This window comes from Streptomyces sp. NPDC102283, from assembly GCF_044766265.1.
GTDB lineage: Bacteria > Actinomycetota > Actinomycetes > Streptomycetales > Streptomycetaceae > Streptomyces.
Map to the genome: position 1 here is coordinate 367,845 of NZ_JBIWLQ010000007.1, position 26,662 is coordinate 394,506.

Sequence of the window (26,662 nt, forward strand, 5' to 3'; positions counted from 1 at the left end):
GCGGTGGCGGCGGGCGGTCCCGGGGAGGCCCGGGGGGATCACCTCCAGTGGTGGCGGCGGGGGCGGTCCCTGGACCGCCCCCGGCCAGGATCACCCCTTGCGGTGGCGGCGGGCGCGGGTAGCGTCGGGTCATGCACGTGTCCTTCGATCCCTGGTCGCCCGCGTTCGTCGCCGACCCCTACCCCGCCTACACCGCCCTGCGCGCCGCCGGCCGGGCGCACTGGTTCGAGCCGACGGGGCAGTGGCTGATCCCGCACCACTCCGACGTATCGGCCCTGCTGCGCGACCGGCGCCTCGGCCGGACGTATCTGCACCGCTTCAGCCACGAGGAGTTCGGCCGCACCCCGCCGCCCGCCGCGCACGAGCCGTTCACCACGCTCAACGGACAGGGCATCCTCGATCTGGAGGCCCCCGACCATCCCCGGATCCGGCGGCTGATCTCCAAGGCGTTCACCCCGCGTACGGTCGAGAACCTCGCCCCGACCGTACGGCGACTGGCGGCCGAGCTGGTCGACGCCTTCGTGGCGAAGGGCGGCGGGGACCTTCTGGCGGAGGTGGCGGAGCCGCTGCCGGTCGCCGTGATCGCGGAGATGCTGGGTGTCCCGGAGGCGGACCGGAGCCTGCTGCGGCCCTGGTCGGCGGCGATCTGCGGGATGTTCGAGCTGAACCCCTCCGAGGAGACGGCCGAGGCCGCCGTCCGCGCCTCCGTCGACTTCTCCGCGTATCTGCGCGGGCTCATCGCCGAGCGGCGCGCGGCCCCCGGCGAGGACCTGGTCTCGGCGCTCATCGCCGCCCACGACGACGGCGAGCGGCTGACCGAGCAGGAGATGATCTCGACCTGCGTACTCCTGCTGAACGCGGGCCACGAGGCGACGGTGAACACCACCGTCAACGGCTGGCGCACGCTCTTCCACCACCCGGAGCAGCTGGCCGCCCTGCGCGCCGACTCCGCGCTGCTGCCCCGCGCGATCGAGGAACTCCTGCGCTACGACACCCCGTTGCAGATGTTCGAGCGCTGGGTGCTCGACGACATCGAGATCGACGGCCAGGTGATCCGGCGCGGCGCGGAGGTGGCGCTGCTGTTCGGCTCGGCCAACCGGGACCCGGAGCGGTTCGCCCGCCCGGACACGCTGGACCTGGCCCGGGAGGACAACCCGCACATCACCTTCGGCGCGGGCATCCACTTCTGCCTGGGCGCCCCACTGGCCAGGCTGGAGCTGGCCGCCTCCTTCGGGGAGCTGCTCCGCAGGGCGCCCGCGCTGCGGATGACCGCGGAGCCGCAGTGGCAGCCGGGCTATGTCATCCGGGGGCTGACGGAGCTGCGGGCGGAGGTGTAGCGCCCGGGCCGGGGGCTCCTTGGGCGCCGGCCTCAGCAGGGGTCGTAGCACTCCGGCCTCGGCGCTCCGGCCAGCGCGTCCACGCCGACGCCGATGGCGAGGAGGACGGCGACGGCCGCGACGAGGCCGATCGCCCGCTTCCAGTCGCCCCGGGCCAGGAAGAACACGGCCAGGGCGGCCGCGATCCCGCCGAGGATCATGAGCGGCAGGCCGACCCAGAGCACGTTCCAGTTGGACGCGCCCTCGAAGCCGTCGAGGAGGCCTCCCTTGCCGTGCGGCGCCCAGAGCACGAGGCCCGCGAGCGCTCCGGCGAAGGCGGTCAGGCAGCCGGCCGTTCCGACGACGGCTTCCCGCCGCGGGTTCTGGATCTCCATGCCCCGGGGGACGCGACGGGGCGCGGACGCGGTTCCGGCGGACTCGGCCTCTCCGGCGATCGAGGAGCGGGGTCCGGGGCGGAGCCCGGTGTCACGTCAGCGGGTACGACGACCTGCCCGACGCCTCGTCGATCTCGTCGTGCGCCTTGGTCAGCAGCTTCATCGCCAGTTCGTTGAGCGCCCTGGCCCCTGCGATCTCCTCGCCGACCCGCTGCTGGTCGGAGTCCGAGGGATGGCGGCTGGCGTAGCCGTGGGCGCGTACCTCTGTTCCGTCGGAGAGGCGGACGAGCGCCGCCGCGCGGGTGCGGTGGACGTCTTCCTCGAATGCGAGGTCGATGTGCCATCCGACAGCGATCCTGACCATGACGGTCACCTCCGGGACGTCTCGGGCCGTCTCCTACCAGCGTGCGCCTGCTGCGCCGACCGCGCTCGCCGGGCCCGGCAGCATCAGCCCCCAGGCGCCCGCCCGGACCGTCCAGGTCCGGGTGCGCACCGGCCCCCCGGTCTGTATGTCCGCCCGGTAGCGGAAGTCCGCGCCGGAGACCGTGACGGCCTTGGCCTCCGCCGTCACGTCCGCGCCCGAGGCGGTGCGGACGACGATGTCGGCCAGGCCCCCGCCGCCCTGGGACGTCACCGAGACGCCCCGGACCGGCGTGTCCAGGTCGCTCAGCAGCACCCCGTCCGCCTCGATGCGCAGCCGGTGCGTGCCCGGGTGCGTGGTGGCGGCGACCGGGGCCGGGCGGACCAGGGAGGTCATCAGCGAGCGGCAGGTGTCCCAGACGGCCGTGACGCCCGTGTGCGGGCCCCCGGAGCCGGGCTGTGGGGCCGGGGCGGGGATGCGCAGGCGGCCGAGGACCACGCCGTCGCTGTCGTCGACCAGGAGGTCCAGGCGCCGCACCGCGCCGTCCAGCGCGGTCCGCGCGGCCGCCACCGCACCCCGGGGGACGCCGAGGGCGTGGGCGACCTCCAGGGCGTGCGCCGCGCCCACGGGGATCAGGGAGAGGACGCCGGCGGCCAGCTCCCGTTCGCGGTGGAGCTGGGCCACCGCGCGCAGCAGCGCGTGATCGTCGCCGACCACCACGGGCCTGCGCGAACCCCGCCGGGACAGGGCCCGCGCGAACTCCTCGGGGGTGTCCGGAAGGCAGATCTTCGCGTGCGCGCCGGCGCTCAGCACGTCCCTAGCGATACGGACGGACTCGCCGTCGGTCCGGCGGGCGACCGGGTCGATGACCACCAGGAGCTGGTCGTCGCCGTCGCCGGGGGGCTCTGCAGCCGACACCTCGGTCCTTCCTCGGGTAGCATCTTGGTGCAAGAGCCCCTTGCGCTATTGCGCCAGGGGCTTCGTCTATTCCGGGGCACCCGGTTCGACGGCTCAGGCTTTGCCGTACATCGTCGTGCGGCAGGTACGACCTTTACGTACGCCCCCTGACCTTGGACATGCCCCGCCCGGAAGGGGTGTACGCCTGTGCCCGCACTTGTGCTGCTCGGTGCTCAGTGGGGTGACGAGGGCAAGGGGAAGGCCACCGACCTCCTCGGTGGATCCGTGGACTATGTCGTGCGATACCAAGGCGGTAACAACGCCGGTCACACGGTCGTCGTAGGCGACCAGAAGTACGCACTGCATCTCCTCCCCTCCGGAATCCTGTCGCCGGGTTGTACCCCGGTCATCGGGAACGGTGTCGTGGTCGACCCGGCGGTCCTGCTCTCCGAGCTGAGCGGTCTGAACGAGCGAGGCGTCGACACGTCCAAGCTTCTGATCAGCGGCAACGCTCATTTGATCACTCCGTACAACGTCACGCTCGACAAGGTGACCGAGCGCTTCCTGGGGAAGCGCAAGATCGGCACGACGGGCCGGGGCATCGGTCCGACGTACGCCGACAAGATCAACCGGGTGGGGATCCGCGTCCAGGACCTCTACGACGAGTCGATCCTGGAGCAGAAGGTGGAGGCGGCCCTGGAGCAGAAGAACCAGCTCCTGGCCAAGGTCTTCAACCGCCGGGCCATCGAGGCCGGCAAGGTCGTCGAGGACATGCTCCAGTACGCGGAGCAGATCAAGCCGTTCGTCGCCGACACGACCCTGATCCTGAACGATGCCATCGACGAGGGCAAGGTCGTCCTCTTCGAGGGCGGCCAGGGCACCCTGCTCGACGTCGACCACGGCACGTATCCCTTCGTCACCTCGTCGAACCCGACCGCGGGCGGCGCCTGCACCGGCGCCGGCGTGGGCCCGACGAAGATCAGCCGGGTCATCGGCATCCTCAAGGCCTATACGACGCGGGTCGGGGCCGGTCCGTTCCCGACGGAGCTGCACGACGAGGACGGCGAGGCGCTGCGGCGCATCGGTGGCGAGCGCGGTGTCACCACCGGCCGTGACCGCCGCTGCGGCTGGTTCGACGCCCCGATCGCGCGGTACGCGACCCGGGTGAACGGCCTGACCGACTTCTTCCTCACCAAGCTGGACGTCCTCACCGGCTGGGAGCAGATCCCGGTCTGCGTGGCGTACGAGATCGACGGCAAGCGCGTCGAGGAACTCCCGTACAACCAGACCGACTTCCACCACGCGAAGCCGATCTACGAGAACCTGCCGGGCTGGTCCGAGGACATCACGAAGGCCAAGACCTTCGACGACCTGCCGAAGAACGCGCAGGGTTACGTGAAGGCCCTGGAGGAGATGTCGGGCGCTCCGATCTCCGCGATCGGCGTCGGCCCCGGCCGGACCGAGACCATCGAGATCAACTCGTTCCTGTAGGAACGGGCGAGCACCACCGTGCGTGGCGGCGGACGACGGGGATGACCCGTCGTCCGCCGCCGCACACCCGCACACGCGGGCTGGATGGTGTGACTAATGTGTCCGCCATGAAGGAGCCAGGATGCTGCTGAGATTCCGGGTGGCGAACGTCCGGTCCCTGCGAGACGAGCAGGAGCTGTCGTTCGTGGCGTCCGAGGGGAGTGAGAGGGAGCAGGCCGCTGCGCGCGAGCTTGCCCTTTCCGACGGCAGCCTGCTCCCGGTGCACACCGTCGTCGGGGTCTTCGGAGCCAACGCCTCCGGCAAGTCCAATGTCATCGCCGCGCTGAAGAACATGAAGCACGCGGTGATGCGCTCCTATGCCGACTGGACGTCCTACGACGGGATCCCCCGGGACGAGTTCGCCCTCGACCCGAAGGCAGCCGCGGAGACCTCTCTGTACGAGGCGGACTTCGTCCTCGGCGACGGCGTCCGCTGGACGTACGGGTTCGAGCTCGGCGCTCGGCGCATCGAGGCGGAGTGGCTCTACGCCTACCCCAAGGGCCGCCGGCAGGTGTGGTTCGACCGGGACGCCGGCCGCGAGAAGGCCTTCGACTTCCCCGGCGACCGTCTTCACGACCGCACCCGCCTGGCACGTACGACCAGGCAGGATGCTCTCCTCCTGACCCGTGCGGCCAATGACGGGCACGAACAGCTCACCCCGGTCTTCGACTGGTTCAAGAACAACCTCTGGGACGTCACGCCCGAGACCGAGCGCACCCAGCGCGAGGACTACACGGCCGTGAACCTGCTCCGGAACGAAGACTTCCGGCGACGGGCCGAGGAACTGCTGCGCGTCGCCGACCTGGGCATCGCCGAGGTGGAGGTCGAGCAGACCTCGTCCGGCCGCCCGGTGGTGCGGCTGATCCACGCGGGCGGCGGAGAGCGTACGGCGCTGGACTGGTCCGCCGAGTCCTGGGGCACCCGCTCCTGGTTCGCGTTGATCGGCCCGCTCCTGCTCGCCCTCGACAGCGGCGCGGTCCTCCTCATCGACGAACTGGACGCCAGCCTCCACCCGCGCTTCGCGGCCGAGGTCATCCGTCTCTTCCAGGCTCCCTGGGTGAACCCGAAGGGCGCGCAGCTGATCTTCACCGGCCACGACCCTTCCCTGCTGCGCACCCCTGGCGGCGGCCGGCTCCTGGAGCCGGGCCAGCTCTGGCTCACCGAGAAGGACGAGCGGGGCGCGACGGAGCTGTCGTCCGTCGCGGACTGGGAGCCCACCGACGAGGAAGACCTGATGGCGTCGTACCTGGCGGGCTCCTTCGGCGCGGTGCCGAAGGTCTCCGAGGGGCAGATCGGGCGGCGGCTGGTGCGGACGGACGACTTGGCAGAGATCGAGGCGGGAGAGGTCTGATGGCTAGGCCAAGGGGAGGGGACAGCGTTTCCCGTAAGAAGGGTGGAGCGAAGGGCGGCGCGAAGGGCCGCGCGAGCCGTGCCCGCCAGGTGTACATCTTCACCGAGGGCGAGGTGACCGAGCCCGAGTACATCGACATCATCGTGAAGAAGGGGACGCAGGCCACGCCCGGCCGGGGCGTCGATCACCACTTCGAGAACGAGAACGCGGTTGGTAAGCACCGCAAGCCCTACGCCATGGTCAAGGACGCCGTCCGTACCCTGCGCAAGGTCGAGCGGGAGGCGAAGGACGCGGGGCTGAAGCCCGGGGACTGGAACTATCCCGAGGTGTGGGTGATCTTCGATCGCGACGGCCACCTGAACATCCGCGAGGCCAGGCAGCTCGCGGACAAGGAGGGGGTCAGGATCGCCTACTCCCACCCCTGCTTCGAACTCTGGCGACTCCTGCACTACGTGAACTACACCAGCAGCTTCGGCGGCGTATGCGGCGACGCCAACAGCCGACTCCGCTCCCGATCCGGTTTCGCGGCGACCTACGGCCGGCAGGTCCGTACGGTCACCGAGCAGCAGTCGAAGCACATGCGCGAGGAGCAGGTGCTGAGCAAGGACGGGCAGCGGTACAAGGACGCCAAGAAGTATGCAAAGGCGATCAATGATCGCGTCGAATCGGCCAATCCCGATAAGTGGGACCCGTACACCGACGTCTGGAATTTCGTCGAGGACGGACTTCTTCTCAGCGGCTATTAGGCTGCCTCGACGTACGGCGTCGTCCTTGATGCACATGGCCGGGCGGCTAGAGCTGCCCATGGCTGCCCCTCTTTGCACAGCGCAGACATCACACCCCCTTGGAGACCGTCCGTGGCCAAGCTCACGCTCGATCAACTGGAGCGTCACCTCTTCGCCGCCGCAGACATTCTGCGCGGCACCATGGACGCCGCCGAATACCGTGACTTCCTTCTGGTGCTGCTGTTCCTGAAACGGGCGAACGACGAGTTCGACGCGGCCCGGGAGCGGGTCATCGCGAAGGAGATGGCGCAGGGAGCGAGCCGGGAAGACGCCGAGGACGAGGCGGACGAGCCCTACCACTACACGAGCGAGCGGATCATCTACGTCCCGGAGGAGGCCCGCTGGGGTCGGCTGGCCGGCGCGGTGGACGACGTGGCCACGAGCTATCTCCAGCCGGCACTCGACGCGCTGGAGGGGCACAAGGGCAACGAAAAGCTCCAGGGCCTCTTCGGGCAGGTCAACTTCAACCGGATCGGCGGGGGCGGCGGCACCGGCACGTCGGCGGCCAAGCTCGCGGACAAGCGGCTCTCCGCGCTCATCGGCCACTTCGGAAGTCTGCGGCTGCGCGGTGAGGAGCTTGAATTCCCGGATGTCATCGGCGCCGCGTACGAGTATCTGCTGAAGGACTTCGCCGACTCGGCGGGCTCCAAGGGCGGCGAGTTCTACACCCCGCGCGCGGTGGTACGGATGATGGTCGAGCTGGCCGAACCGGAAGCCGGGCATCATGTGTATGACCCTTGCGTCGGCTCCGGCGGAATGCTCATCCACGCCAAGGAGTACATCGAGGAGCACGGCGGCGATCCGGAGAACCTGTCGCTGGCCGGGCAGGACGCCAACAACGGCTCCTGGGTCATGGCCACGATGAACATGCTGTTCCACGGAGCCAAGGACTTCGACTTGAAAACCGGCGACACGCTCGCCAATCCGCTGCACGTCGACAAGTCGTACGACCTGGTACTCAGTAACCCGCCGTTCTCCATGGACTACCGCGCTGTTGACCTGCTCCCTGTCGAGGGCCGGATGAAGTACGGCCATACCTCGGAAAAGGGCAAGGCCGACCTGATGTTCCTCCAGCACATGCTGTACATGGTGGAGGGCCGGGGTGGCTCCGTCTTCACCGTGATGCCGCACGGCGTGCTGTTCCGGAGCGGCGCGGAGGGCGATATCCGGGCCCAGCTGATCGAGGCCGACCTGCTGGAGGCCGTGATCGGTCTGCCGTCCAACATTTTCTACGGCACCGGCATCCCCGCCTGCGTGCTGGTACTGCGCGCCCCAGGACAGAAGAAGGCGGACCGACAGGGCCGGGTCCTGTTCATCAACGCCGACCGCGAGTACCACTCGGAGCGAGCCCAGAACGTGCTGCTGCCGGAGCACGTGGAGAAGATCGTCTCCACCTTCCGCGAGGAGGTGGGCGACGGCGAAGGCGTGCCACGGTTCGCCCGCTGGGTGGAGCGGGAGGAGCTGGAGAGGAACGGCTACAACCTCAACATCCGCCGCTACGTGGACAACACCCCGCCGCCGGAGCCGCAGGACGTGCGGGCGCACCTGACGGGCGGGGTGCCGAAGTCCGAGATCGAGGCGGAGGGCAAGGCGAAGCTGCTCCAGGCGTACCGGGTCGGGATCAGCGACCTGTTCGCGGAGAGGGCATCGGACTCCGCGTACGTCGACTTCCTGCCCGAGGGCGAGCGGCCGGACGCCGAGCGGCTGAGCGCGCTGGCCGAGGGCCGGGAGCGGGAGCTGTGGGAGTCATTCGACAAGTGGTGGGCTGCGGAAACGGAGCAGATCGCGTCGCTGGCCCCCTACGAGGGTGACGACCGCACGGAGTTCGAGAAGCGCTCGCAGCTCGCGCGACTGCGCGCCGACCTGATCACGTCGTTCCGTGAACTGCTTCTCAGCGTAGGCCTGTTGGACCGGTATGCGCTCGCGGGCGCGGTCGCCGGGTGGTGGCAGGAGGCCCGGAACGAGCTGAAGGCCCTGGCCGGCAACGGCTTCAAGGGGGTTGTCGAGGGCTGGGTCGACACGGTCGAGACGCTTCTTGAGCCGGAGCCGAACCCGTGGACGGGCGGCGCGCGCAAGCGCTCGGGCGCGGAGCGGCGGCAGGCGTACGGCCACAAGGTCGTCGCCCTGATCGCCCCGGACTTCCTGCGCGAACTGGCCGACGCGGACAAGGCCAAGGCGGACCTGGACGCGAAGGTGAAGGCGGCCGAGGAGGCGGAGGCCGCGCGCGCGGCTTCTGCGGCGGGGGTTACGGGTGAAGACGGCGAGGCGCCCGAGGCCCTTGATCCGGCGGTGGCGGATGCGCTGCTCAGCGAGGCGGACCTGAAGGCGCTGAAGAAGCGGCGGACGGCGGCGGGCAAGGCGGTGAAGGCGCTGGAGGAGGCGTTCTATCCGCTGGACGGGATGGGGGGCGCGGCGAAGGCGGCTACCGCTGCCGCGAAGAAGGAGGCCGAGGCGGCGGAGTCTGCGGCTGCCGCGTCCGCCGGTCAGACGGCGCTGGACGTGGCGGTCACTGATGCAGATGCCGACGCGGAGCGGCCCACGCCCCAGCTGCATGAGCTACGGGACGCGCTGAGCGAGGAGGGTGCCCGGGAGATCGTGCTTGGCATCCTTCGGGACGACTTGGCGTCGAAGCTGGAGGGACATGTTGTGCGTCGGCGGCGGGAGTTGATCGACATGTGTCTGGGCTGGGAGCGGAAGTACCTGGTGTCGTTGCGGAACATCGAGACGCGTCGCGAGGCCGCTTCGAAGCGCCTGGAAGGGTTCCTGGAGGAGCTGGGCTATGTCGGCTGAGCCGGATGAGATCCGCTGGGTTCCCGTGGGGGAGGTCGGTGAGGTGCGGATGGGTAAGCAGCTTTCGCCGACGAGCAGTCAGGCCGACGGCATGCATGCCCCCTACCTTCGGGTCGCCAACGTCTTGGATGGTTGGATCGACTACTCCGATGTGAAGACGATGAGATTTAGCCCATTGGAGCGGCAGAAGTATGGACTGGAGCCTGGGGACATCCTCCTCAATGAGGGGCAAAGCCTGGAGCTGGTCGGCCGAAGTGCGACCTACGATGGGCCGCGGAACACGTATTGTTTCCAGAATACGCTCATCCGATTCCGGAGTAGTCATGATGTGGTTCCGGCGTACGCGCGTGAGGTATTTAGAGGTTGGTTGAACGACGGAACTTTTGCGTCGATCGCGAAGAAGACCACGAGTATTGCGCACCTTGGTGGGGGCAGGTTCGCAAAGCTTTCTTTTCCTCTGATTCCTCTCGTGCGGCAGCTTCGTATCGTTGAAATTCTGGACTCGATTACAGAAGTGGAGAGAGCCTCCGAACGCGCTATTGCTAAATTGCAAACACTGCGAGAGGCGGCAGTCGATGAAGAGCTCGAGAGATTCGCTTGGTCGTCCCAGCTGAAGGATTTTCTGGCCGAAGATCCTCGCAATGGTTTCTCTCCGTTGGAGAGTTCCGAATGGACGGGTGTCCAGATGCTCGGGTTGGGTTGCTTGACTACGGAAGGTTTTAAGCCTAAGCAGATAAAGAATGCCCCACCTGGTGTGCTGGCGTACGGGAAGGCATTGCTGCGAGATGGTGATCTGCTTATGAGTCGAGCCAACACGCGCTCCCTCGTCGGCCTCTGTGGTATCTATAGGGATATTGGCACGCCGTGTATCTACCCGGACTTGATGATGAGGCTTCGGCTGGCGAGTGGCGTGTCTGCTGAGTTTATTGAAATTCTCCTCGGGTCAGGGCGGGTTAGGAGAGAAGTGCAAGGCGTAGCGCAAGGAACTTCCGGGAGTATGGTGAAGATTTCCTCTCAGATGGTCCAGGGTATTTGCGTCCCTCTTCCTGGCGCCTCGGATCAGAAGCGTATTTCCGCCGTTGTTCGTGAGTTCAATGGGCGGATCGTCGCCGAAACTGAAGCGTTGCGTAAAATTCGCCGAATGCGTGGTGGGATCGTCGATCGGCTGATTGGTGGAAGACTTGACGAGAACCGGGCATAGGCTCGTCGCACTGTCCGGTGCCAAGTGAGGGGGGAGTCTTGCCCGTTCGAAAGCCACCCACCGCTCGTCAGCGCCGACTCGGCGCCGAGCTTCGGCGGATGCGGGAGCATGTCGGGCTCTCCCTGACCGAGGCCGCCGCGCTGCACCGTGTGGACAAGACCGCGATCAGCAACACCGAGGCGGCTCGGTTCGGTGTCAGCGCCGACCGCGTGCGTGTGTGGGCGTCCAACTACTCCTGCCCTGACCATGCTTACGTGGACGCCCTCGCGGACATGGCTCGGGAGCGCTCCGGGGTGAACTGGTGGGACGAGTTCAGAGACTCGATGGCCTCGTTCATGCTGGACCTTGTTGAGCTGGAGCATCACGCGGTGTCCTTGCGGCATGTGCAGATCACGCACCTGCCCGGCCTGTTGCAGCACGAGGACTACGCCCGCGCCGTCTTCGGCGAGGCCGTCCCGCCGTTGACCTCGGAGGCTATGGATCTCCAGGTGGACTTCAGGATGCGCCGCCGGGCTCTGCTCGACAGCCCCAATGCGCCTCGCTGCTCGTTCCTCCTCCACGAGGCTGCCCTACGGATGCTGTTCGGCGACCGTGCTGTCGTGCGGCTCCAATTGCAGGAACTGCTGAAGTACTCCGAGCGGGAGTGCGTAGTCCTGCGCGTCATCCCGTTCGCTGCTGGAGGGTTCCCCAGTGCGGGGAGCTCGACGATGTACGCGAGCGGACCGGTCCGCCAGCTGGACACCGTGCAGATCGACGTACCGAACAGCATCACTTTCCTCGATGCCGAGACCCATCTGACGAACTACCGCGCGGTGTTGGATCGTATGGAGACGCGTTCGCTTGAACCGAAGCGGTCGCGCGACTTCATCCGCAAGGTGCTGTCCGAGCTATGAAAGTCTGAGGATCGTGGAAATTCAGTGGCGCAAGGCCTCCTTCTCGGAGCAGTCGGGGAACTGTCTGGAGCTCGCCGTCGTCGACGGTGGCGTGCTGATGAGGGAGAGTGACGATCCTGGTGTGGTCGTCCGGACGACACCGTCGAAGCTGGCGGCGTTTCTGGCGGGAGCCAAGGCCGGCGAGTTCGACGACCTCGTATAGCGCAGCACTTCGCCGCATATGCCAACGCTACTCCGAGCCGCATCAACATTGATGCGGCAGCACTTTTGTCGCTACTCTTGGATGCGGGCGGTAGTCGCGTGGCTACCGTCTGGATCTGGAGTGCCCCGGCGGTGTCATCACCACCCCGGGGCATGGCCAACGCCTCAGAGGAGCGTCAACGTGTTCCACCGTATCGGCCAGCCCGGGTCCGCGAACGCGCCCGCCCATGCGCTCGCGTCCTCCGCCGAGATCATCCCCCAACCTCCGTACGGTCAAAGGCTCCTCCGCCTCGATCACCCCTCCCGCCCCCGCCCCCTCGCCCCCGAACGCCGCCTCCGCCGTACCGCCATGCGGCTCGCGCTCGACGGGCTGGTGGTCGCGGCTGTGGCCGGGCAGGTGTACAGCACCGGGAGCCTGGTGCTCGCGACGACCAAGGCGGCGGCCTGATGGGCGGCCCGCAGGACGTACGCGTCAGCCGGGTGCCGAGCAAGCCCGTGCGGCGGGAGGCGGACGGGTCGCTCGCGATCGACCTCTGGCTGCGTCGGGACGGGGCCTTCGAGGCTGATGCCTCGCTGCGGCTGACGCCCGCCGAGGCCGAGACCCTGCACGCGCAGCTCTGTTACGCCCTCGATGACGCCACCGCCGCTCTCATCAGCCCCGCCTCCGGGCTGCCCGACTGCCGCAAGGGCGTCCTCACCACACACCGCCCGGCCTGACCGGCGACAGCCGAGCACCGCACCAGGTCCCGCAGCCCCAGCTGCGGGACCTGGCCCGCGTGCCCACCCCACCCCTGGCGCACAATGGACCTTCGAACGGGTTCACCAGTACGTCGGTCGGTACGCGGGGAGGCACGGGGGATGGCTACCGAAGTGGTCGAGGGGACGACCGAGCAGGTCGAGGCGGAGTGGCCGCTGCTGGCCCATCTCAAGGCCATGGGGTGGCAGCACATCCAGGGCGTCCGGCTGAAGGCCGAGGGCGAGCGCGACGACTTCCGGGAAGTGTTGCTGGAGCGGAGGCTGCGGGCCGCCGTGCGCCGGTACTCCTCGTGGATGACCTACGACGCGCACACCGACCCCGCCGTACGCGCGCTGCGTGCCGCCGCCCGGCACGTATCCGCGCAGTCCCTGCCGCAAGCCAACCGCGACGCGACCGATCTCCTCCTCTCCGGAGTCCTCCAGGCCGGCCCGGACGACCGGGACGTCAAGACACGGTTCGTCGACTGGTCGTCCGAGGCGCTGGAGGGCAGCCGTGAGGAGCGTCTCGCCCGGAACGACTACGTCGTCGTCGACCAGCTGCGGGTGTGCGACGCGGACGGCAAACCGGCCGTGCTGGACCTCGTGCTCTTCGTCAACGGCATCCCGCTCGTCGTCATCGAGTGCAAGTCGCCCGACGTACGGGACCCGCTCGGCAGCGCCATCCGCGACCTGCGGGCCTACACCGGGCGCCCGGTGGACGACGACACCCGCAGTGGTGAGGGTGCACTGCGAGGCGTCCCGCACCTGTTCGCACCGGTACAGCTGCTGGTCGCCGCCGACGGAACGGACGCCGCGCTCGGTACGTACTCCTCCTCCGAGGAGCACTACGCCCTGTGGCGCAGCATCAGCTCCGACTACGAGAAGCCGGTCCACCTTCAGCAGGAGTTGCGCGCCTGGGGGCTCATCGGCGCGGAGGGCGAGCCCACCCTTCAGCAACAGCTGACCGCGATCGTCCTGAGGCCGGGGAACCTGCTCAACATCGTCCGGCATTACGTCTTCGAGAAGCCTCTCGGTGACGACAAGGACACCGGAGCGAAGACGCGGAGGCTGGTCGCGGGATCCCGAACGGCGAAGGTGGTCTGTCGGCACCAGCAGTACCGGGCCACGGAGAAGATCGTCGAGCGGCTGCGTACGCGGAGCAGCATTGCCGTCACCGGTGGAGATCTCGACCGGCGCGGTGGGGTCGTCTGGCACACCCAGGGCGCGGGCAAGAGCTTCACGATGCAGTTCCTCGCCCGGCGGCTCCATGCGAGCTCGGACCCCGCCCTGAACGGCATCACGATCGTCGCCGTCACCGACCGCATCGACCTCCAGCGGCAGTTGCGCAAGGCTGTGGCGCTCAGTGAGTCCGAGGTGCGTGAGGCGACGTCCCGGACGGACCTGGAGAAGCTGTTGGGCCGGGCCGGACGGTCCGGCGGGCGGGCGGTGATCTTCGCGACCATCCAGAAGTTCCTCGGCGACCTGGTCGCGGGCAAGGGCGGATCGGGGGACACGGCGGGCGGCGAGGAGCACTCGCTCGACGGGGAGTTCGAGGCGGACCGGGCGAAGGCCGCGGCAGGTGTCAGCGCACAGGAGGTCGCCGATCCCGTACCGGACGACGAGACGCTGAAGAAGGCAGCCCGGATCTTTCCCGAGTGCAGTGACTCGGAGCGGGTCCTCGTCCTGGTGGACGAGGCCCACCGGTCCCACACCTCCGTCCTGCACGCCTGCCTGCGCAAGGCGCTGCCCAATGCGGCGCGGATCGGCTTCACCGGTACCCCGCTCATGGCGGGAAGGCGCGACGACACCGGCCGCATCTTCGGCCTGGAGCCGAGTACCACCCCGGGCGGAGACCCGGAGTTCCTCGACACCTACCGCATGACCGAGGCGGAACGCGACAAGGTCGTCGTGCCGGTGCGCTACTCGGGCCGGGTCACCAAGGCCGAGGTACGCGACAAGGAACAGCTGGACGAGTGCTTCGAGGACCTGATCGAACCGCTGGAAGAGGCCGAGAGGGCCCGGGTGCGCGCGAAGTACGCCACTCCGTCCAAGCGGGCCGTGGCCGAGTCGCCGCCGCTGATCTGGCGTAAGGCCGCCGACATGCTGGAGCACTACGTGACCGGCCCGCTGACGGGCGGGTTCAAGGCACAGGTCGCGGTGGTCAGCCGCAAGGCCGCGGTCCTCTACCGCAATGCGTTCCAGGAGGCTCGGACCGAACTGCTGTTGCGGGTTGAGGAGTTCGATGCGAGCGGGCGGCGCTTGTCGCTGCGGGGGAGGGCGCCGGAGTCCTACACCCGCGAGGAAGCGCTCCTCCTTCGCGCCTGGCAGTTCCAGGAACTTCTGCGGCGCATCGACTTCGTCCCCGTGATCTCCGCCGGCTCGGAGCAGAAGTCCGGGAGGTGGCGCGACTGGACCGACGAGAAGAAGCAGCGCGATCACGTCGACCGGTTCCTCCGGCCCTTTCCCCAGCTGCCTCCCGACAACCCCTGGGCGTACACCCCGCCGGTCGAGCCGAACCCGGTGCCCGCCGGCTCCATCGGCGGTATGAATCCCTGGAGCGACCTGGTCTGGGGCGACGAAGCGGCCGACCCGCCGCCGATCGCTATTCTCATCGTGAAGTCCATGCTGCTCACCGGCTTCGACGCGCCCATCGAGCAGGCGCTCTATCTTGACCGGCCGATCCGTGACGCCGAACTCCTCCAGGCGATCGCGAGGGTCAACCGTCCCGCGCGGCGGAAGACCGAGGGCCTGGTCATCGACTACTACGGCGTGTTGAACAACCTTGCCATCACGCTGGCCGCCTACCAGGGCAACCCGCACGCCGTGGCATCGCTGCGCGACCTGGCCGACGAGCTGCCGGAGCTGGACCGGACCGCCGAGGAGTTCCGGGCGTTTCTGGAGTCCGAGGGGATCGACCCGGGTCGCCTCGCATCGCGGGCGGAGCTGGCGGAGGCCGTGCTCGCGCTCTCCGATCCCGTACTGCGAGCGAGCTTCGACCGGCTGCTCGGGGAGTACCTGGCAGCGGTGAACCGGGTCCTGCCGCACCAGGACGCCCTGGAGCACGTCCCCGACGCGCGGGCGTGGAGCGTGCTCCAGATGCGCGTACGCCGTCACTACCGCGACGACACCGGTGGCGGCTTCACGATGCGCGGCTACGGGCGCAAGGTGCGGGCGCTGATCGCCGAGCATTTGGAGGCGCAGGAGGTGGACGAGGCCGTTGCGCCGGTGTCCATCCTCGCCCCGGACTTCGACGAGGTGGTCGGGAGGCTTCCGGTGCGCGAGGCGGCGGCCGAACAGATCCAGGGTCTGCGGTACCACCTGGAGGAGCGACAGGCGGTCGAGGACCGGCCGGTGTACCGGCAGCTGTCCGCGGAGCTGGAGCGGGTGCTGGAGGAGTTCGCCGGACGCTGGGACGACATCCTCCGGGAGCTCGGCCCCCTGGTCGAGCGGGCACGTCAGGCCGAGCAGGTCGATCCGGCTGTCGTCGACCTGCCCCCGATGGAGCGGAAGCTCCACGAGCTACTCAGGGAGAAGCTGAAGGCGAGTGAACTGCTCGACGATCCGGAGCCGCAGGAACTGCGCAGGGTCGTGGCCGAGGTGTACGACGAGATCACCAGCCGGGTGATCCTGGCGTCCTTCGGCGGGGAGGCGTCTCATGTGGCTCACCTGGAGGCGTGCCTTTACACACGGCTCCGCGAGGCGGGATACAGGGGGAAGGGCGCCGCACGTAAGCAGGTGACCGACGAAGTGAGCCGGATCGCATCCACGCTCGCGGGCTACGCCGCGCAGCATCTGGAGGCCTTCCGGGCCGAGGTGCGGCGAGAATAGTCCCTATGTCCCCCCTGCCGTCCACATCCGGCTCGCCCTCCGGTGGGCCCACGCTCACCGAGGGCGGGGCCTTGGTCGTCGACGGGCGGGAGCTGAGGGTGCGGATCAGCGTCCGCCGTCGTCGGCTGGGTCTGACGGTCGAGCGGGACCGGTCGCTCACGCTCCACGTGCCCAAGGGGTGCGAGGTCCGGCGGGCCGAGGACTTCGTACGCTCAAGCGCCGGCTGGATCGAAGCCAAGACGCGGCTCAGCGAGGAGCGCCGCCAGCTCCATCCCACCCGCTCGCTCAAGGACGGCGAGATCCATCGCTATCTGGGGCGGGATCACCGGCTCCTCGTCGTCGACGACGAGGCGGCCGGAGCCCAGGTCCCCGCTGTCCGTCTGGTCGCCGGGAGGCTCCGGCTGGACCGTACGGCCGCCGATGATCAGGAGCTCGCCCGCAAGGCACTCGCGGACTGGTACAGCCGTGCGGGACAACGCTGGATGCGGGGCCGTCTTCAGCCCTGGGCCGCCCGGATGGATGTGCCCGAGCCTGCCGTACGGGTGCGGGACCTGGGGCACCGGTGGGGAAGCTACCGGGCCGGTGCGGGAGACGGCGACGAGGGGATGATCTCCCTGCACTGGGCGGTGTTTCAGCTGCCGATTCACCTTGTGGACTACGTGGTCGCGCACGAGCTGGCTCACGTAAGGGTGGCTGGGCACGGCCCCGAGTACTGGCGGCTCCTGGGCAGGGCTCTGCCGGAGTGCCGTCGGTTGAAGACGGAGCTGGACGAGCTGGGTCGGCGCGTTTGGATGGGCGATCTCGTCTGACCCGGGTCAACGGCTGACGGACTTCTTCCTCTTCCTCACCGAGCTCGATGTGCTCACCGGCTGGGAGCAGACCCCGGTCTGCGTGGCCTACGAGATCAACTCGTTCCCGCAGGGAGTCGGCACCCCGCCCGTGACCCAGGGCAAGGACGCCCCTGGTCGGTCAGTCGGTGTCCGTCGCCGCGAGCACGGCGATCCTGCGGCGGTCGGGGGAGAGGGCGGCGATGCCGTAGTCGGTGAAGGCGTCGTTGCAGAACCACTCCGCGTCCGACTCGAAGTGGAACCACGTCGTCCGTCGGGCGTGGCGCTCCACCTCCTCCGCGCTCGCGTCCGGCGGGGCGTCGCTGAGGGCCGCCATCGACTTCCAGGCCCACAGCCGCCCGAACGAGCCGTGCGCCCCGTGGTGGTACGCGCTGCCGAGCGACGCGGTGGCGAAGAGCAGGTTCCAGATCGCGTCGGCGGGGCGGCGGGCGATCTCGAAGCGGCCCGTGGCGCCGAGGCCCTCGACGCATCCCATCGGCAGGGTGGGCAGCAGCGCGGGGACCCGGTCCGGCTCCACTTCCTCGTCCGTCCGGAAGACCCAGGCCTCCGAGTGCCCCCAGCCGCCCGCCTCCGGCGCGGCGATGATCATCTGATGCAGGTCCAGGGTCGCCGAGTCCACCAGGGCCGACCGCTCCCGCGTACGGGGCGTCGGCGGGTCGACCCGGCCCTCGGTCGGCAGGGTGACGCCGGCGGAGCGCGCGCCGCTGTCGACCGACCTGCTGGGGAGGACGATCCGGGTCTCCAGAGCGCCGCGGCGCCGTGGCAGCCACGCCAGCGGATGGCCGCCGTGCACCACGCGCGTCCAGTCGCTCATCCCCGGGAACGCGTCCACGTCCACGCCCCGAAGGATCAGCTCGTGGAAGAGACAGATGCGCAGCTCGTCCAGCCGGCCCTGCGCGTCGCGCTCGGAGAGCGGGCCGACCAGGTCGGCGGCCTCCCGGTGCTCGGCCAGGAGCGAGGCGACGAACCGGGGCGCGAGGTCGACCCCGTGGCCCTGTTGACGGTCGAACAGCCGGAGCAGCTGGCTCAGACTGTCGTGGCCGGGGGTGATGGCCAGCACCCGGACGAGATGCGCGAGTTGATGCCGGTGCTCGTGCGTTTCCTTGGTGGCGGTGTCGATCCGGTCCGTCAGTTCCACCGCCAGGTCAGCCACCTGACGGGAGTCGCCCTGTGCGGCGTGTCGCCGGACCGTGTGCCGGAGGACGGGGCTGGAGTCGTCATCGGTGTCGTCCACGGTCACTCACTTTAGGCGCGCAGCAAGGTGGTTGATGGTCTAGACCTTGACAGGTCCAGACCATGCGGGCTTGGGTGGTGGCCCGTCATGTCGGCCTGCCGGGATGCTCGGTGTGCCGCGCCGAAGGAGTGAGCAGCCCTGAATCGCATCGTTCGCACCGTTCGCACCGTTCGCATCGCCCGTACCGATCGCCTCGTTCGCCTCGCTCATACCGACCGCCTCGCTCGCGCCAGGAGGTTCCTGACCGTTCCGGCGGCCCTGGCCACCCTCGCCGCCGCTCTAGTGACGGCAGCCCCCGCCGCGTCGGCCGCCGCCCCCGCCGCCCAGCCCTGCGCACCGCTCCACAGCGCCTCGGCCGACTACCGCGCCGGGGACACCGTCTCCCACCACGGGCGCAACTGGAGCGCCAAGTGGTGGACGCACGGCGAGAACCCGGGCGCCGGCGCCGCCTGGGCGGACCGGGGCGCATGTGCGGGCGGGGTGTCCGACTTCGTCATCAGCGAGCAGCGGTTCGACGAGATCTTCCCGGACCGCGACCCCTTCTACACGTACCAGGGCCTGATCGACGCGCTGCACGCCTACCCGCGCTTCGCCAACGTCGGTACGCCGCAGACGCGGGCCCGGGAGGCGGCGGCGTTCCTGACGCACGCGGACTTCGAGTCGGTGGGGTTGAAGTACGTCAAGGAGATCAACGAGGCCAACTACTGGCGCAAGTGCGACGACACCCAGCCCTTCGGCTGCCCGGCGGGGCGTGAGGCGTATTACGGGCGCGGCCCGATCATGTTCAGCTGGAACTTCAACTACAAGGCCGCCGGGGACGCCCTCGGGCTCGATCTGCTGAACGATCCCTGGATGGTCGAGCGGGATCCGTCCGTCGCCTGGGCCACCGCCCTCTGGTACTGGAACACCCAGAACGGCCCCGGCACCATGACGTCCCACGACGCGATGGTCGGCGGCGCGGGCTTCGGCGAGACGATCCGCTCGCTCAACGGCGCCCTGGAGTGCGACGGCGGCAACCCGGGTTCGGTGACCGCGCGGGTGGAGCGGTACGAGCGGATCACCGGCATCGTCGGGGTGGCACCGGGGTCCGGCCTCACCTGCTGAGCCTGCCGGGTCCGCGGGCCGTCCGGAACGGTCCCGACCCGTCCGCATGCTGGGCGGAGCCGGAAGATTTTACCTTCGGTTCCGCCCCCGTTCGCGGGGGATGCGGATGGGCCCCTCCCGGAGTAGCGGCTGTTGAGGACCCTCTTGACGCGATCGGCCCGGACGGCGGTGGCCGAAACCGGTGCAACCGGCACCTTTACCGATGCTGGTCTAGACCTTGACAGGTCCAGACCATTATCGCTTGAGTGTCGGCACCCCCACGGCGGCGCAGGCCGGACGTCGCGCCGCGTCTAAGGAGTGTGATCACGTGATCCGACGTGTCATGAGTCTGCTGGTCGCGCTCGGCGCGATCGTCGCGGCGCTCGTCGTTCTTCCCGCCGCCACCGCGCAGGCAGCCACCTGCGCCACGGCCTGGAGCTCCTCCTCCGTCTACACGAACGGCGGCGCGGTCTCGTACAACGGCCGCAACTACACCGCGAAGTGGTGGACCCAGAACGAGCGTCCGGGCACGTCGGACGTCTGGGCCGACAAGGGGGCCTGTGGCACCGGCGGCGGGAACCCGGGCGAGAACAACGGCTTCGTCGTCAGCGAGGCCCAGTTCAACCAGATGTTCCCGAACCGGAACGCCTTCTACACGTACAAGGGCCTGACCGACGCCCTGAGCGCCTACCCGGCCTTCGCCAACACCGGCAGCGACGAGGTGAAGAAGCGCGAGGCCGCGGCCTTCCTCGCCAACGTCAGCCACGAGACCGGCGGCCTCTTCTACATCAAGGAAGTCAACGAGGCGAACTACCCGCACTACTGCGACACCACGCAGTCCTACGGCTGCCCGGCCGGCCAGGCCGCCTACTACGGCCGCGGCCCGATCCAGCTGAGCTGGAACTTCAACTACAAGGCCGCCGGTGACGCCCTGGGCATCAACCTCCTGGCCAACCCGTACCTGGTGGAGCAGGACGCCGCCGTGGCGTGGAAGACCGGCCTCTGGTACTGGAACTCCCAGAACGGTCCCGGCACCATGACGCCGCACAACGCCATCGTCAACAACGCCGGCTTCGGCGAGACGATCCGCTCGATCAACGGCGCCCTGGAGTGCAACGGCGGCAACCCGGCGCAGGTCCAGAGCCGCATCAACAAGTTCACGCAGTTCACCCAGATCCTCGGCACCACCACCGGTCCGAACCTGAGCTGCTGACCCCGCACCGCACCGAGGGCATGTCCGGCGGTCCCGACCGGCCCATGAGGCCCTGAGGACTCCCGCGAGACCCCACCCGAACGGGGGTGTGTCCGGCTCACGCCGGGCGCGCCCCCTTTCGGCGTCCTGGACGATCCGACGGCATGTGCGTACGGGAGCGGATCCGGCCGGACGCGCGCTCCACGACTCTCCCTGACAGGCCGTCAACACGGCCTTGGACTGAGAAGGAGCAACGTGCTGGAAAACGGGGTTTCGTCATGGACGCAGAGCTCGCATTGGCCTCGACCGGCGCGACCACTCTGGTGGCGCTGATGGTCACCGACGCGTGGTCGGGTGCCCGCACCCGCGTCGCGCGCTTGCTGGCCCGCAACGGGGAAGGCCGCGAGGACGCTCTGGAGGCCGAATGGGAACAGGCGCGGGAGCGCTTGGCTCTGTCCGCCGCGCCCGGCCAGGACGCTTCGATCGAGGCCGAGTGGCAGGCACGCTTCGTCGTGCTGCTCGCCGAACATCCTGCGGCCGCGTGCGAGTTGGGGAGACTGGTCGATGAGTTCGCGCCCCGGGAGCGAGGCCGGAGGGGCGAGGGAGGGGTCGCCTTCCACCACAGCACCGTCTACGGGGTGAACACCGGTGACGGCGGCCAGAACAACGACTTCCGGTTCTGAGCGCCCGGCGCGGGAGTGGGAGAGGGACGCCCGGACCGAGATCCGCGACAGCGAGGTCTACGGGGTCAACACGGGGCCCGGCTCGCAGATCAACAACTTCCTGGTCCGTCCCAGAGGCACCGCTGGACGCACCTTCCTGAGCATCCTCCTGTGGCTGGCGACCGCCGTCGGGACCGCGTACGTGTTCGCCGCTTCGGTCGCCGCGTGGGAGGCTGCCGCGGGCGCGAAGGGCGGCAGCTACACGGGCCTGTGGGGGAGCGTCGGCGCGCTGTACATGCTCTGGCAGATCTGGCGGTTTGCGAACCTGCGATCCGGTCCCTTCTTCACGGCGCTGAGCGCCCGGACGCTGAGCCTTGTGTGGATGATGGGCGCGGCCGCGCTGCTCGGCCAGACCCTGACCGGTGAGCGTGGTCCGGTCGCCGACGGCGAGGCGGAGTGGACGACGGGCGTGGCGATGATGGCGCAAGGGCTTGTGCTGTTCCTGCTCTTCTGGCGCAGCCTCAGACGCCACAGCCAGGCGGCCCGGGTTCCCACGCCTTGCCGACGTGGCGGTGTCGTCAGGCGCGGTTCAGTGCCGTCCGGAGCGTGACCCCGTGGTGCAGGCGCAGTTGCCGCAGCTCGGCGTAGGACAGTGCCGTGACGGAGAGCGGCGGGCCGACGAGGAAGAGGATGCGGAGCAGCACCGGGATGCCGGACATCGGCGGGTCGGCGAGCTGGATGACGAAGAGCGTCCACACCAGGAAGGGCGAGACCAGCGGGGGCAGTGTCTCGTGGACGTCGGAGAGGCGGAAGACGGTCACGACCGCGAAGGCCGTGCCGATGATCAGGAACAGGGCGGCCACGCCGTACGAGGGCAGGAGCACCAGCATGGTCAGCAGCATCGGCACGATGTCGAAGTCCTCGACGGCGGTGCGCCCGAGGGCGGGGCTGACCACGAAGGCCAGGTAGTAGACGCCCGCCAGGGTGCCCACGGCCAGGAGCGGGCCCGCGATCCGGCTCAGGTAGAGGCCCCGGTGGGTGCCTTCGGCGGCCAGTATGAAGACGAACAGGATGACCGGCACGGCGAAGACCAGGATCGTGGCGGCCAGGGCCAGTTCCTCGAACTTCGCCCGCAGTGGGTCGTCCGCCGACCCCCAGTAGGCGATGGTGATCCAGATGACGGCGACCGCCCCGACCAGGGAACGGGCGACCTGGAGTGCGGTGATCGTCTCGTCGACGATCCGGTCGGCGCGTTTCGGCTTGAACACCGTCAACGCCGCATGGAACAGCCGCGCGAACAACTCCTGCCCGTTCATTCTCGCCCCCGTGACTTGCTGTTACTTGCTGTTACTTGCTGTGACTTCCTGCGGCTCCGCGTGGCTCTCGACAGCCCTTGAGCATAGTGAGGTCGATGGGAGCCCGCACTCACCCCAACTGCGGCTTCACCGACATCAGCAGGTGCCGGTGGACGTCCGTGCCCGCTTCGTCCGTGATCATCGCGCGCTGTCCGGCCCCCAGCAGCAGGAGCCGCAGTGACGGTTCCGTGAAGGAGGCCAGGGCGTCGGCCAGATAGCCGGGATTGAAGGCCACGGTCAGCTCTTCGGCCCCCTCCAGGGCGGCCGGCAGCCGCTGGGACGCCACGTCGTCCTCGTAACCCGCGCGGAGAGTCACCGAGGCGTCGGCGCGGGAGAAGGTCATCTGCACCGGGCTGTCCCCGTCGGCGACGACGGAGACCCGCTTGACGGCCTCGGTCAGCCGGGCCCGGTCCATGAGCGCGACCGCCGGGTCCGCCATCGCGAACAGCTTCTCGTGGCGCGGCAGCCGCCCTTCCAACAACCGCACCGTGGTCCGCGTCCCGGCGTGCTCGAAGCCCGCCGAACCGGCGTCCAGAGCGACGCTCACGAGGCCGGAGCGGCCCAGCGAGCGGGCGATCTCGATGAGGCGGCGGGCGGAGACGAGGACGTCGGCGGCCTCGCCGGGAGTGGTCGCCTTCCACGGGAGGGTCCGTACGGCGAAGCGGTAGCGGTCGGTCGCGGCGAGCGTCATCGTGTCGCCGTCGAGCTCCAGCCGGATCCCGGTGAGCGCGGGCAGCGTGTCGTCGCGCCCCGCGGCCACCGCCACATCGGCCACGGCCGCCGCGAACAGCTCCGCGTCCACCGCGCCCCGGACCTGCGGGAGCGGGGGCAGCGCCGGGTAGTCGTCCAGCGGCAGCACGGAGAGGCCGAACCGGGCTCCGTCGCCCGACACCGTGAAGCGCGAGCCCTCCACCGCGCACTCCACGGGCCCTTCGGGCAGCACCTTGCAGATGTCCAGCAGCCGCCGCCCCATGACGAGCACCTTCCCGGGCCGTACGACCTCGGCGTCCACGTCGATGCGCGCCGACGCCTCGTAGTCGAGCCCGGAGATCCGCAGGGGCCCGCCGCCGCCCTCGCCCTCCGTGTCCAGCAGCAGTCCGCCGAGCACGGGGACGGGCGACCGCACCGGCAGGACACGGGCCGCCCAGGACACGGCCTCGGTCAGGGCACTGCGTTCGATCCGGAACTCCATGGGGGCCTTTCCTGGCGCGTCGAGAGCCGGAGCCGGAGTCCGGCTCCCATGACGACGACGATAGGAGGCACCACTGACAATCGGCGTGGGCCGGGAAACCGACGACAGCGACCACCCCCGTGAGCCGCTGCCGCCGCGTTCCCCGTGCCCCCGTACCCCCGTGCCCCCCCGTGTCCCCGTGCCCCCCGTGTCCCCCTGCTCCGCAGCCGTCCCCCGACCGACTGGAACACGTTCGGACGATAGAACGCAGGGTAGGGAGACGGGAGATTCAATGCGCCCAGTGGGGCGGCCGCCGGGGTATCGGTCCGCACAGTCAGTCGTGCGGCACGGTCCACCTGCGCCACGGCCGCTTCCGGTGCGGGAACGGGGAGACAGGTGCGAGCACGGGAGCGTGCGGACGACCTTCTGCTGATGCACCGGCTGGCCCGCACGGGCGGAACCGCCGAGCTGCTGGGCTGGCTGGCCGGGCGGGCAGGCGGTTGGGCCGGGCTCGTCGGGCCGGACGGGACGGTGCTGCACGCGGCGGCCCGTACGGCACGGGAGGTGGTTCCCGACGTCGCGGGGCTCGTCGCCGAGGGCACGAGCGCCCTCATGGAGCGTGGGGCGCGGGCGTACTCCCTCGACACCGGCGCGCACACCGCCCTGCTGTTCCCGCTGAGCGCCGACGACCGCACCGCCCCCGTGCTCGCCGTCGTCACTCCCCGACCCGCCGCCGCCGGGCTCGCCACGCTGCTCGCCGACGTGGTCCATCCGCTGTCCGTGTGCCGGCGGGCCGAGACCCTGGAGCGCAAAAGCCGCCGGGTGGACCTCGCGGAGTCCCGGGGCCGCGAGGCGGTGCTGCACCTGCTGATGACGGGCCAGCTCTCCATCGCCCAGCAGGTCGCTGGGGCGCTGCGCCCCAGGCTTCCCGATCCGGTACGGGTGTGTGTCGTGGAGTGCTCGGGCGACGGCCGCGACGAGGTGGCCCGGGTCTGCGCGGACGCGGACGGCGGCCGGTCCTGGATCGTGCGGTGCCCCGTCTACGCCCGCCACCTCATTCTGGTGATGCCCGCGGAGGAGGCGGATCCGGATTCCGGCCCGACCGACGAGGCCGTCGCCGCCCGGGTCGGCGACTGCGTCGTGGGCGTCAGCGAACCCGTGCCGCTGGCCGACACCGCGACCGGCTACCGACAGGCCTTCCACGCCCTGGCCGTCGCCCGGGAACTGCCGTGTCGGCACGCCCGGTTCGGGAGCTCGCCGGATCCCGCGTATGTCGTCGGGCCGGCCGGGCGGCACTGGGCGAACAGCCTGCTGACCCCACTCCTGACCCATGTGCCGCGCCGCGCGCAGGACCCCGGGGCCCAGGAGTTGGCGGCCACGGCCAGTTCCTGGCTGGCGTTCTCGTCGCACGCGACCGACCACCTCAAGGTGCATCGCAACACCCTGGCCGCCCGGCTGCGGCTCATCGGCGAGCTGCTCGGTCTCGACCTGCACCGGCTCGCCGACCAGGCCGCCCTCGACCTGGCGCTACGTGTCCGCGCCACCCCCGCCCCGGCGTGCACCACCGAGCCCGCCCCGTACGCCCCCACCGGGGCCGGTACGCGGGAGGCGGCGCGGACGCTCGACGAGATCCTGCGCCGCCCAGCCGTACGCCACTGGGCCGACCAGCAACTGGCCCCCGTCCTCGGGTCCGAGGAGACCCTGCGCACCTGGCTGCGCTGCGAGGGTCGCCTGGGCCCGGCCGCCGCCGAGCTGGGCATCAGCGTGCCCGGCGCCCGTAAGCGCCTGACCCGGCTCGAAACGGTCCTCCAGCGCTCGCTGCTCCGGCCTCCGAGCGCCCGCTACGACCTGTGGCTGGCGCTGAGGGCCCGCGACCTGGCCGCGGCGGACTAGAGCGTGTCTCTTTGGTGGGCTCACCAGTTGATCGGACATGCCTGCCCGATTAGTGATCACTGATGCGATGGGGGACCGAATCGAGCCGCTGATGCCGGCCAATCCGGTTCGCGGACGGCGGTGGGCCGATCACCGCCGCACGCTCGAAGCCATCGTGTGGAAGTACCGCACCAGCTCGCCTTGGCGGACCTCCCCGACGAGTTCGGCTCGTTCGGGACCGCGCACAAACGGCTGATCAGGTGGGCCGTCGACGGCACATGGGAGAAGATCCTTGCCGCCGTCCTCGCGGCAGCCGACGCTGTCGATGACATCGACTGGACCGTGTCGGTCGACTCCACCGTCGTCCGGGCCCACCAGCACGCCGCTGGAGCACTCAAAGAGGGGCCCGAAAGCCGGAACGAGCCGGCCGACCACGCACGGGGACGATCCCGCGGCGGGCTGAGCTCCAAGATCCACCTGGCTGCAGACGGCCAAGCGCGACCCCTGGCTCTGGCCGTCACAGCGGGCCAAGCCGGTGACGCGCCCGCCTTCGAGACGGTCATGGTCCGCATCCGGGTGCCGAGAACGGGCCCTGGCCGGCCCCGAACCCGCCCCACCATGGTGCTGGCCGATCGCGCCTACTCATCCCGCGCGATCCGCAGCCACCTGCGTCGCCGACAGATCCGCGCGGTCATCCCACAGCCGTGGCTTTTCGCAGGCCGTGCGGTGCCGTGGCCGTCCCGTCTGCCACTGCCCCACACTGTCGTGGGCGGGCCCGCTCGGCCTCGCCTTGGACGTCGGTATGCGCGACGGCAGATCCCACCTCAACCACGAGGTACCAGCCACCAGTGCACCTCTTAAGAGACACGGCCTAGTCTTCTGAGTCAGGAATTCTGTTCAGATATGAGGCGAGGCGTTCGAGGATCTCGTCCGCGGTCTTGGTCCAGACGTAGGGCTTGGGG

Annotated in this window: 23 protein-coding genes and 1 pseudogene; 18 read left to right on the top strand and 6 right to left on the bottom strand. The window is 69.6% G+C overall.

The genetic code is table 11. From position 1 onward, the window contains the following. The first annotated feature begins 131 nt into the window (after nucleotides 1-131). Nucleotides 132-1,337 (top strand): cytochrome P450, encoded by a 1,206-nt coding sequence (locus tag ACIRJT_RS17145; protein ID WP_403909811.1) that lies wholly within the window; start codon nucleotides 132-134, stop codon nucleotides 1,335-1,337. A 32-nt stretch (nucleotides 1,338-1,369) separates the two neighbouring features. Here the strand turns inward: ACIRJT_RS17145 and ACIRJT_RS17150 are convergent, their stop codons facing one another. From ACIRJT_RS17150 to ACIRJT_RS17160, 3 genes are all read right to left on the bottom strand, one after another. Continuing rightward, nucleotides 1,370-1,711, bottom strand: a complete 342-nt coding sequence (locus ACIRJT_RS17150; RefSeq protein WP_403909814.1) for a hypothetical protein — start codon at nucleotides 1,709-1,711, stop codon at nucleotides 1,370-1,372. Between the two features lie 91 nt (nucleotides 1,712-1,802). Further along, a complete protein-coding gene (locus ACIRJT_RS17155) occupies nucleotides 1,803-2,075 on the bottom strand; it encodes a DUF1876 domain-containing protein (protein WP_403909817.1) in 273 nt (90 codons plus the stop codon). Between the two features lie 33 nt (nucleotides 2,076-2,108). Beyond that, the gene (locus ACIRJT_RS17160) at nucleotides 2,109-2,990 is read right to left on the bottom strand and encodes a diacylglycerol kinase (RefSeq protein WP_403909820.1); all 882 of its coding nucleotides are present in this window, start codon (nucleotides 2,988-2,990) and stop codon (nucleotides 2,109-2,111) included. Nucleotides 2,991-3,176: 186 nt separating this feature from the next. Between ACIRJT_RS17160 and ACIRJT_RS17165 the strand changes: the two genes are divergently transcribed. The 11 genes from ACIRJT_RS17165 (at nucleotide 3,177) to ACIRJT_RS17215 (ending at nucleotide 17,092) form a co-directional block, all read left to right on the top strand. After that, nucleotides 3,177-4,460, top strand: coding sequence for an adenylosuccinate synthase (locus ACIRJT_RS17165; protein WP_403909823.1), 1,284 nt, complete (start codon nucleotides 3,177-3,179; stop codon nucleotides 4,458-4,460). 121 nt (nucleotides 4,461-4,581) lie between these two features. Continuing rightward, entirely contained in the window at nucleotides 4,582-5,850 is a 1,269-nt protein-coding gene (locus ACIRJT_RS17170; protein ID WP_403909826.1) for an ATP/GTP-binding protein, read from the top strand. Next, on the top strand, nucleotides 5,850-6,596 hold the full coding sequence (locus ACIRJT_RS17175) for an RloB family protein (protein WP_403909829.1): 747 nt from the start codon (nucleotides 5,850-5,852) through the stop codon (nucleotides 6,594-6,596). Before ACIRJT_RS17170 ends, ACIRJT_RS17175 begins: the two co-directional genes overlap by 1 nt. Nucleotides 6,597-6,707: 111 nt before the next feature. Then, nucleotides 6,708-9,425, top strand: a complete 2,718-nt coding sequence (locus ACIRJT_RS17180) for an N-6 DNA methylase (protein WP_403909832.1) — start codon at nucleotides 6,708-6,710, stop codon at nucleotides 9,423-9,425. Further along, complete coding sequence (locus ACIRJT_RS17185) at nucleotides 9,415-10,626, top strand: restriction endonuclease subunit S (protein ID WP_403909834.1); 1,212 nt, start codon at nucleotides 9,415-9,417, stop codon at nucleotides 10,624-10,626. Before ACIRJT_RS17180 ends, ACIRJT_RS17185 begins: the two co-directional genes overlap by 11 nt. Nucleotides 10,627-10,664: 38 nt before the next feature. After that, nucleotides 10,665-11,519 carry a helix-turn-helix domain-containing protein gene (locus ACIRJT_RS17190; RefSeq protein WP_403909837.1) on the top strand — a complete coding sequence of 285 codons (855 nt, stop codon included), beginning with the start codon at nucleotides 10,665-10,667 and terminating at the stop codon, nucleotides 11,517-11,519. A 4-nt stretch (nucleotides 11,520-11,523) separates the two neighbouring features. Further along, complete coding sequence (locus tag ACIRJT_RS17195; RefSeq protein WP_403909921.1) at nucleotides 11,524-11,721, top strand: DUF397 domain-containing protein; 198 nt, start codon at nucleotides 11,524-11,526, stop codon at nucleotides 11,719-11,721. A gap of 180 nt (nucleotides 11,722-11,901) precedes the next feature. Beyond that, entirely contained in the window at nucleotides 11,902-12,168 is a 267-nt protein-coding gene (locus tag ACIRJT_RS17200) for a hypothetical protein (RefSeq protein ID WP_403909840.1), read from the top strand. Beyond that, the gene (locus ACIRJT_RS17205) at nucleotides 12,168-12,437 is read left to right on the top strand and encodes a hypothetical protein (protein WP_403909843.1); all 270 of its coding nucleotides are present in this window, start codon (nucleotides 12,168-12,170) and stop codon (nucleotides 12,435-12,437) included. Before ACIRJT_RS17200 ends, ACIRJT_RS17205 begins: the two co-directional genes overlap by 1 nt. 141 nt (nucleotides 12,438-12,578) lie before the next feature. After that, nucleotides 12,579-16,283 carry a type I restriction endonuclease subunit R gene (locus tag ACIRJT_RS17210; RefSeq protein WP_403909846.1) on the top strand — a complete coding sequence of 1,235 codons (3,705 nt, stop codon included), beginning with the start codon at nucleotides 12,579-12,581 and terminating at the stop codon, nucleotides 16,281-16,283. Nucleotides 16,284-16,288: 5 nt separating this feature from the next. Continuing rightward, entirely contained in the window at nucleotides 16,289-17,092 is an 804-nt protein-coding gene (locus ACIRJT_RS17215) for a SprT family zinc-dependent metalloprotease (RefSeq protein ID WP_403909848.1), read from the top strand. Nucleotides 17,093-17,252: 160 nt separating this feature from the next. On the opposite strand, the gene ACIRJT_RS17220 is transcribed toward ACIRJT_RS17215, so the two are convergent. After that, nucleotides 17,253-18,365 (bottom strand): DUF6183 family protein, encoded by a 1,113-nt coding sequence (locus ACIRJT_RS17220; protein ID WP_403909851.1) that lies wholly within the window; start codon nucleotides 18,363-18,365, stop codon nucleotides 17,253-17,255. Between the two features lie 282 nt (nucleotides 18,366-18,647). Between ACIRJT_RS17220 and ACIRJT_RS17225 the strand changes: the two genes are divergently transcribed. The 4 genes from ACIRJT_RS17225 (at nucleotide 18,648) to ACIRJT_RS17240 (ending at nucleotide 21,912) form a co-directional block, all read left to right on the top strand. Next, the gene (locus tag ACIRJT_RS17225; RefSeq protein ID WP_403909853.1) at nucleotides 18,648-19,469 is read left to right on the top strand and encodes a glycoside hydrolase family 19 protein; all 822 of its coding nucleotides are present in this window, start codon (nucleotides 18,648-18,650) and stop codon (nucleotides 19,467-19,469) included. A gap of 307 nt (nucleotides 19,470-19,776) precedes the next feature. Then, on the top strand, nucleotides 19,777-20,661 hold the full coding sequence (locus tag ACIRJT_RS17230) for a glycoside hydrolase family 19 protein (RefSeq protein WP_403909856.1): 885 nt from the start codon (nucleotides 19,777-19,779) through the stop codon (nucleotides 20,659-20,661). 257 nt (nucleotides 20,662-20,918) lie between these two features. Beyond that, nucleotides 20,919-21,323, top strand: coding sequence for a hypothetical protein (locus tag ACIRJT_RS17235; RefSeq protein ID WP_403909859.1), 405 nt, complete (start codon nucleotides 20,919-20,921; stop codon nucleotides 21,321-21,323). Beyond that, complete coding sequence (locus ACIRJT_RS17240; RefSeq protein ID WP_403909862.1) at nucleotides 21,289-21,912, top strand: hypothetical protein; 624 nt, start codon at nucleotides 21,289-21,291, stop codon at nucleotides 21,910-21,912. Before ACIRJT_RS17235 ends, ACIRJT_RS17240 begins: the two co-directional genes overlap by 35 nt. Here the strand turns inward: ACIRJT_RS17240 and ACIRJT_RS17245 are convergent. Together ACIRJT_RS17245 and dnaN are read right to left on the bottom strand one after the other, a co-directional pair. Further along, a complete protein-coding gene (locus tag ACIRJT_RS17245) occupies nucleotides 21,881-22,618 on the bottom strand; it encodes a hypothetical protein (protein ID WP_403909865.1) in 738 nt (245 codons plus the stop codon). The genes ACIRJT_RS17240 and ACIRJT_RS17245 overlap by 32 nt on opposite strands. A gap of 109 nt (nucleotides 22,619-22,727) precedes the next feature. Further along, entirely contained in the window at nucleotides 22,728-23,849 is a 1,122-nt protein-coding gene (dnaN, locus tag ACIRJT_RS17250; protein ID WP_403909867.1) for a DNA polymerase III subunit beta, read from the bottom strand. 411 nt (nucleotides 23,850-24,260) lie between these two features. Here dnaN and ACIRJT_RS17255 point away from each other — a divergent pair, with 411 nt between their 5' ends. Further along, entirely contained in the window at nucleotides 24,261-25,721 is a 1,461-nt protein-coding gene (locus ACIRJT_RS17255; protein WP_403909924.1) for a helix-turn-helix domain-containing protein, read from the top strand. Between the two features lie 37 nt (nucleotides 25,722-25,758). Next, nucleotides 25,759-26,405: pseudogene (locus tag ACIRJT_RS17260) on the top strand (IS5 family transposase); the annotation flags it as partial. Between the last annotated feature and the right edge of the window lie 257 nt (nucleotides 26,406-26,662).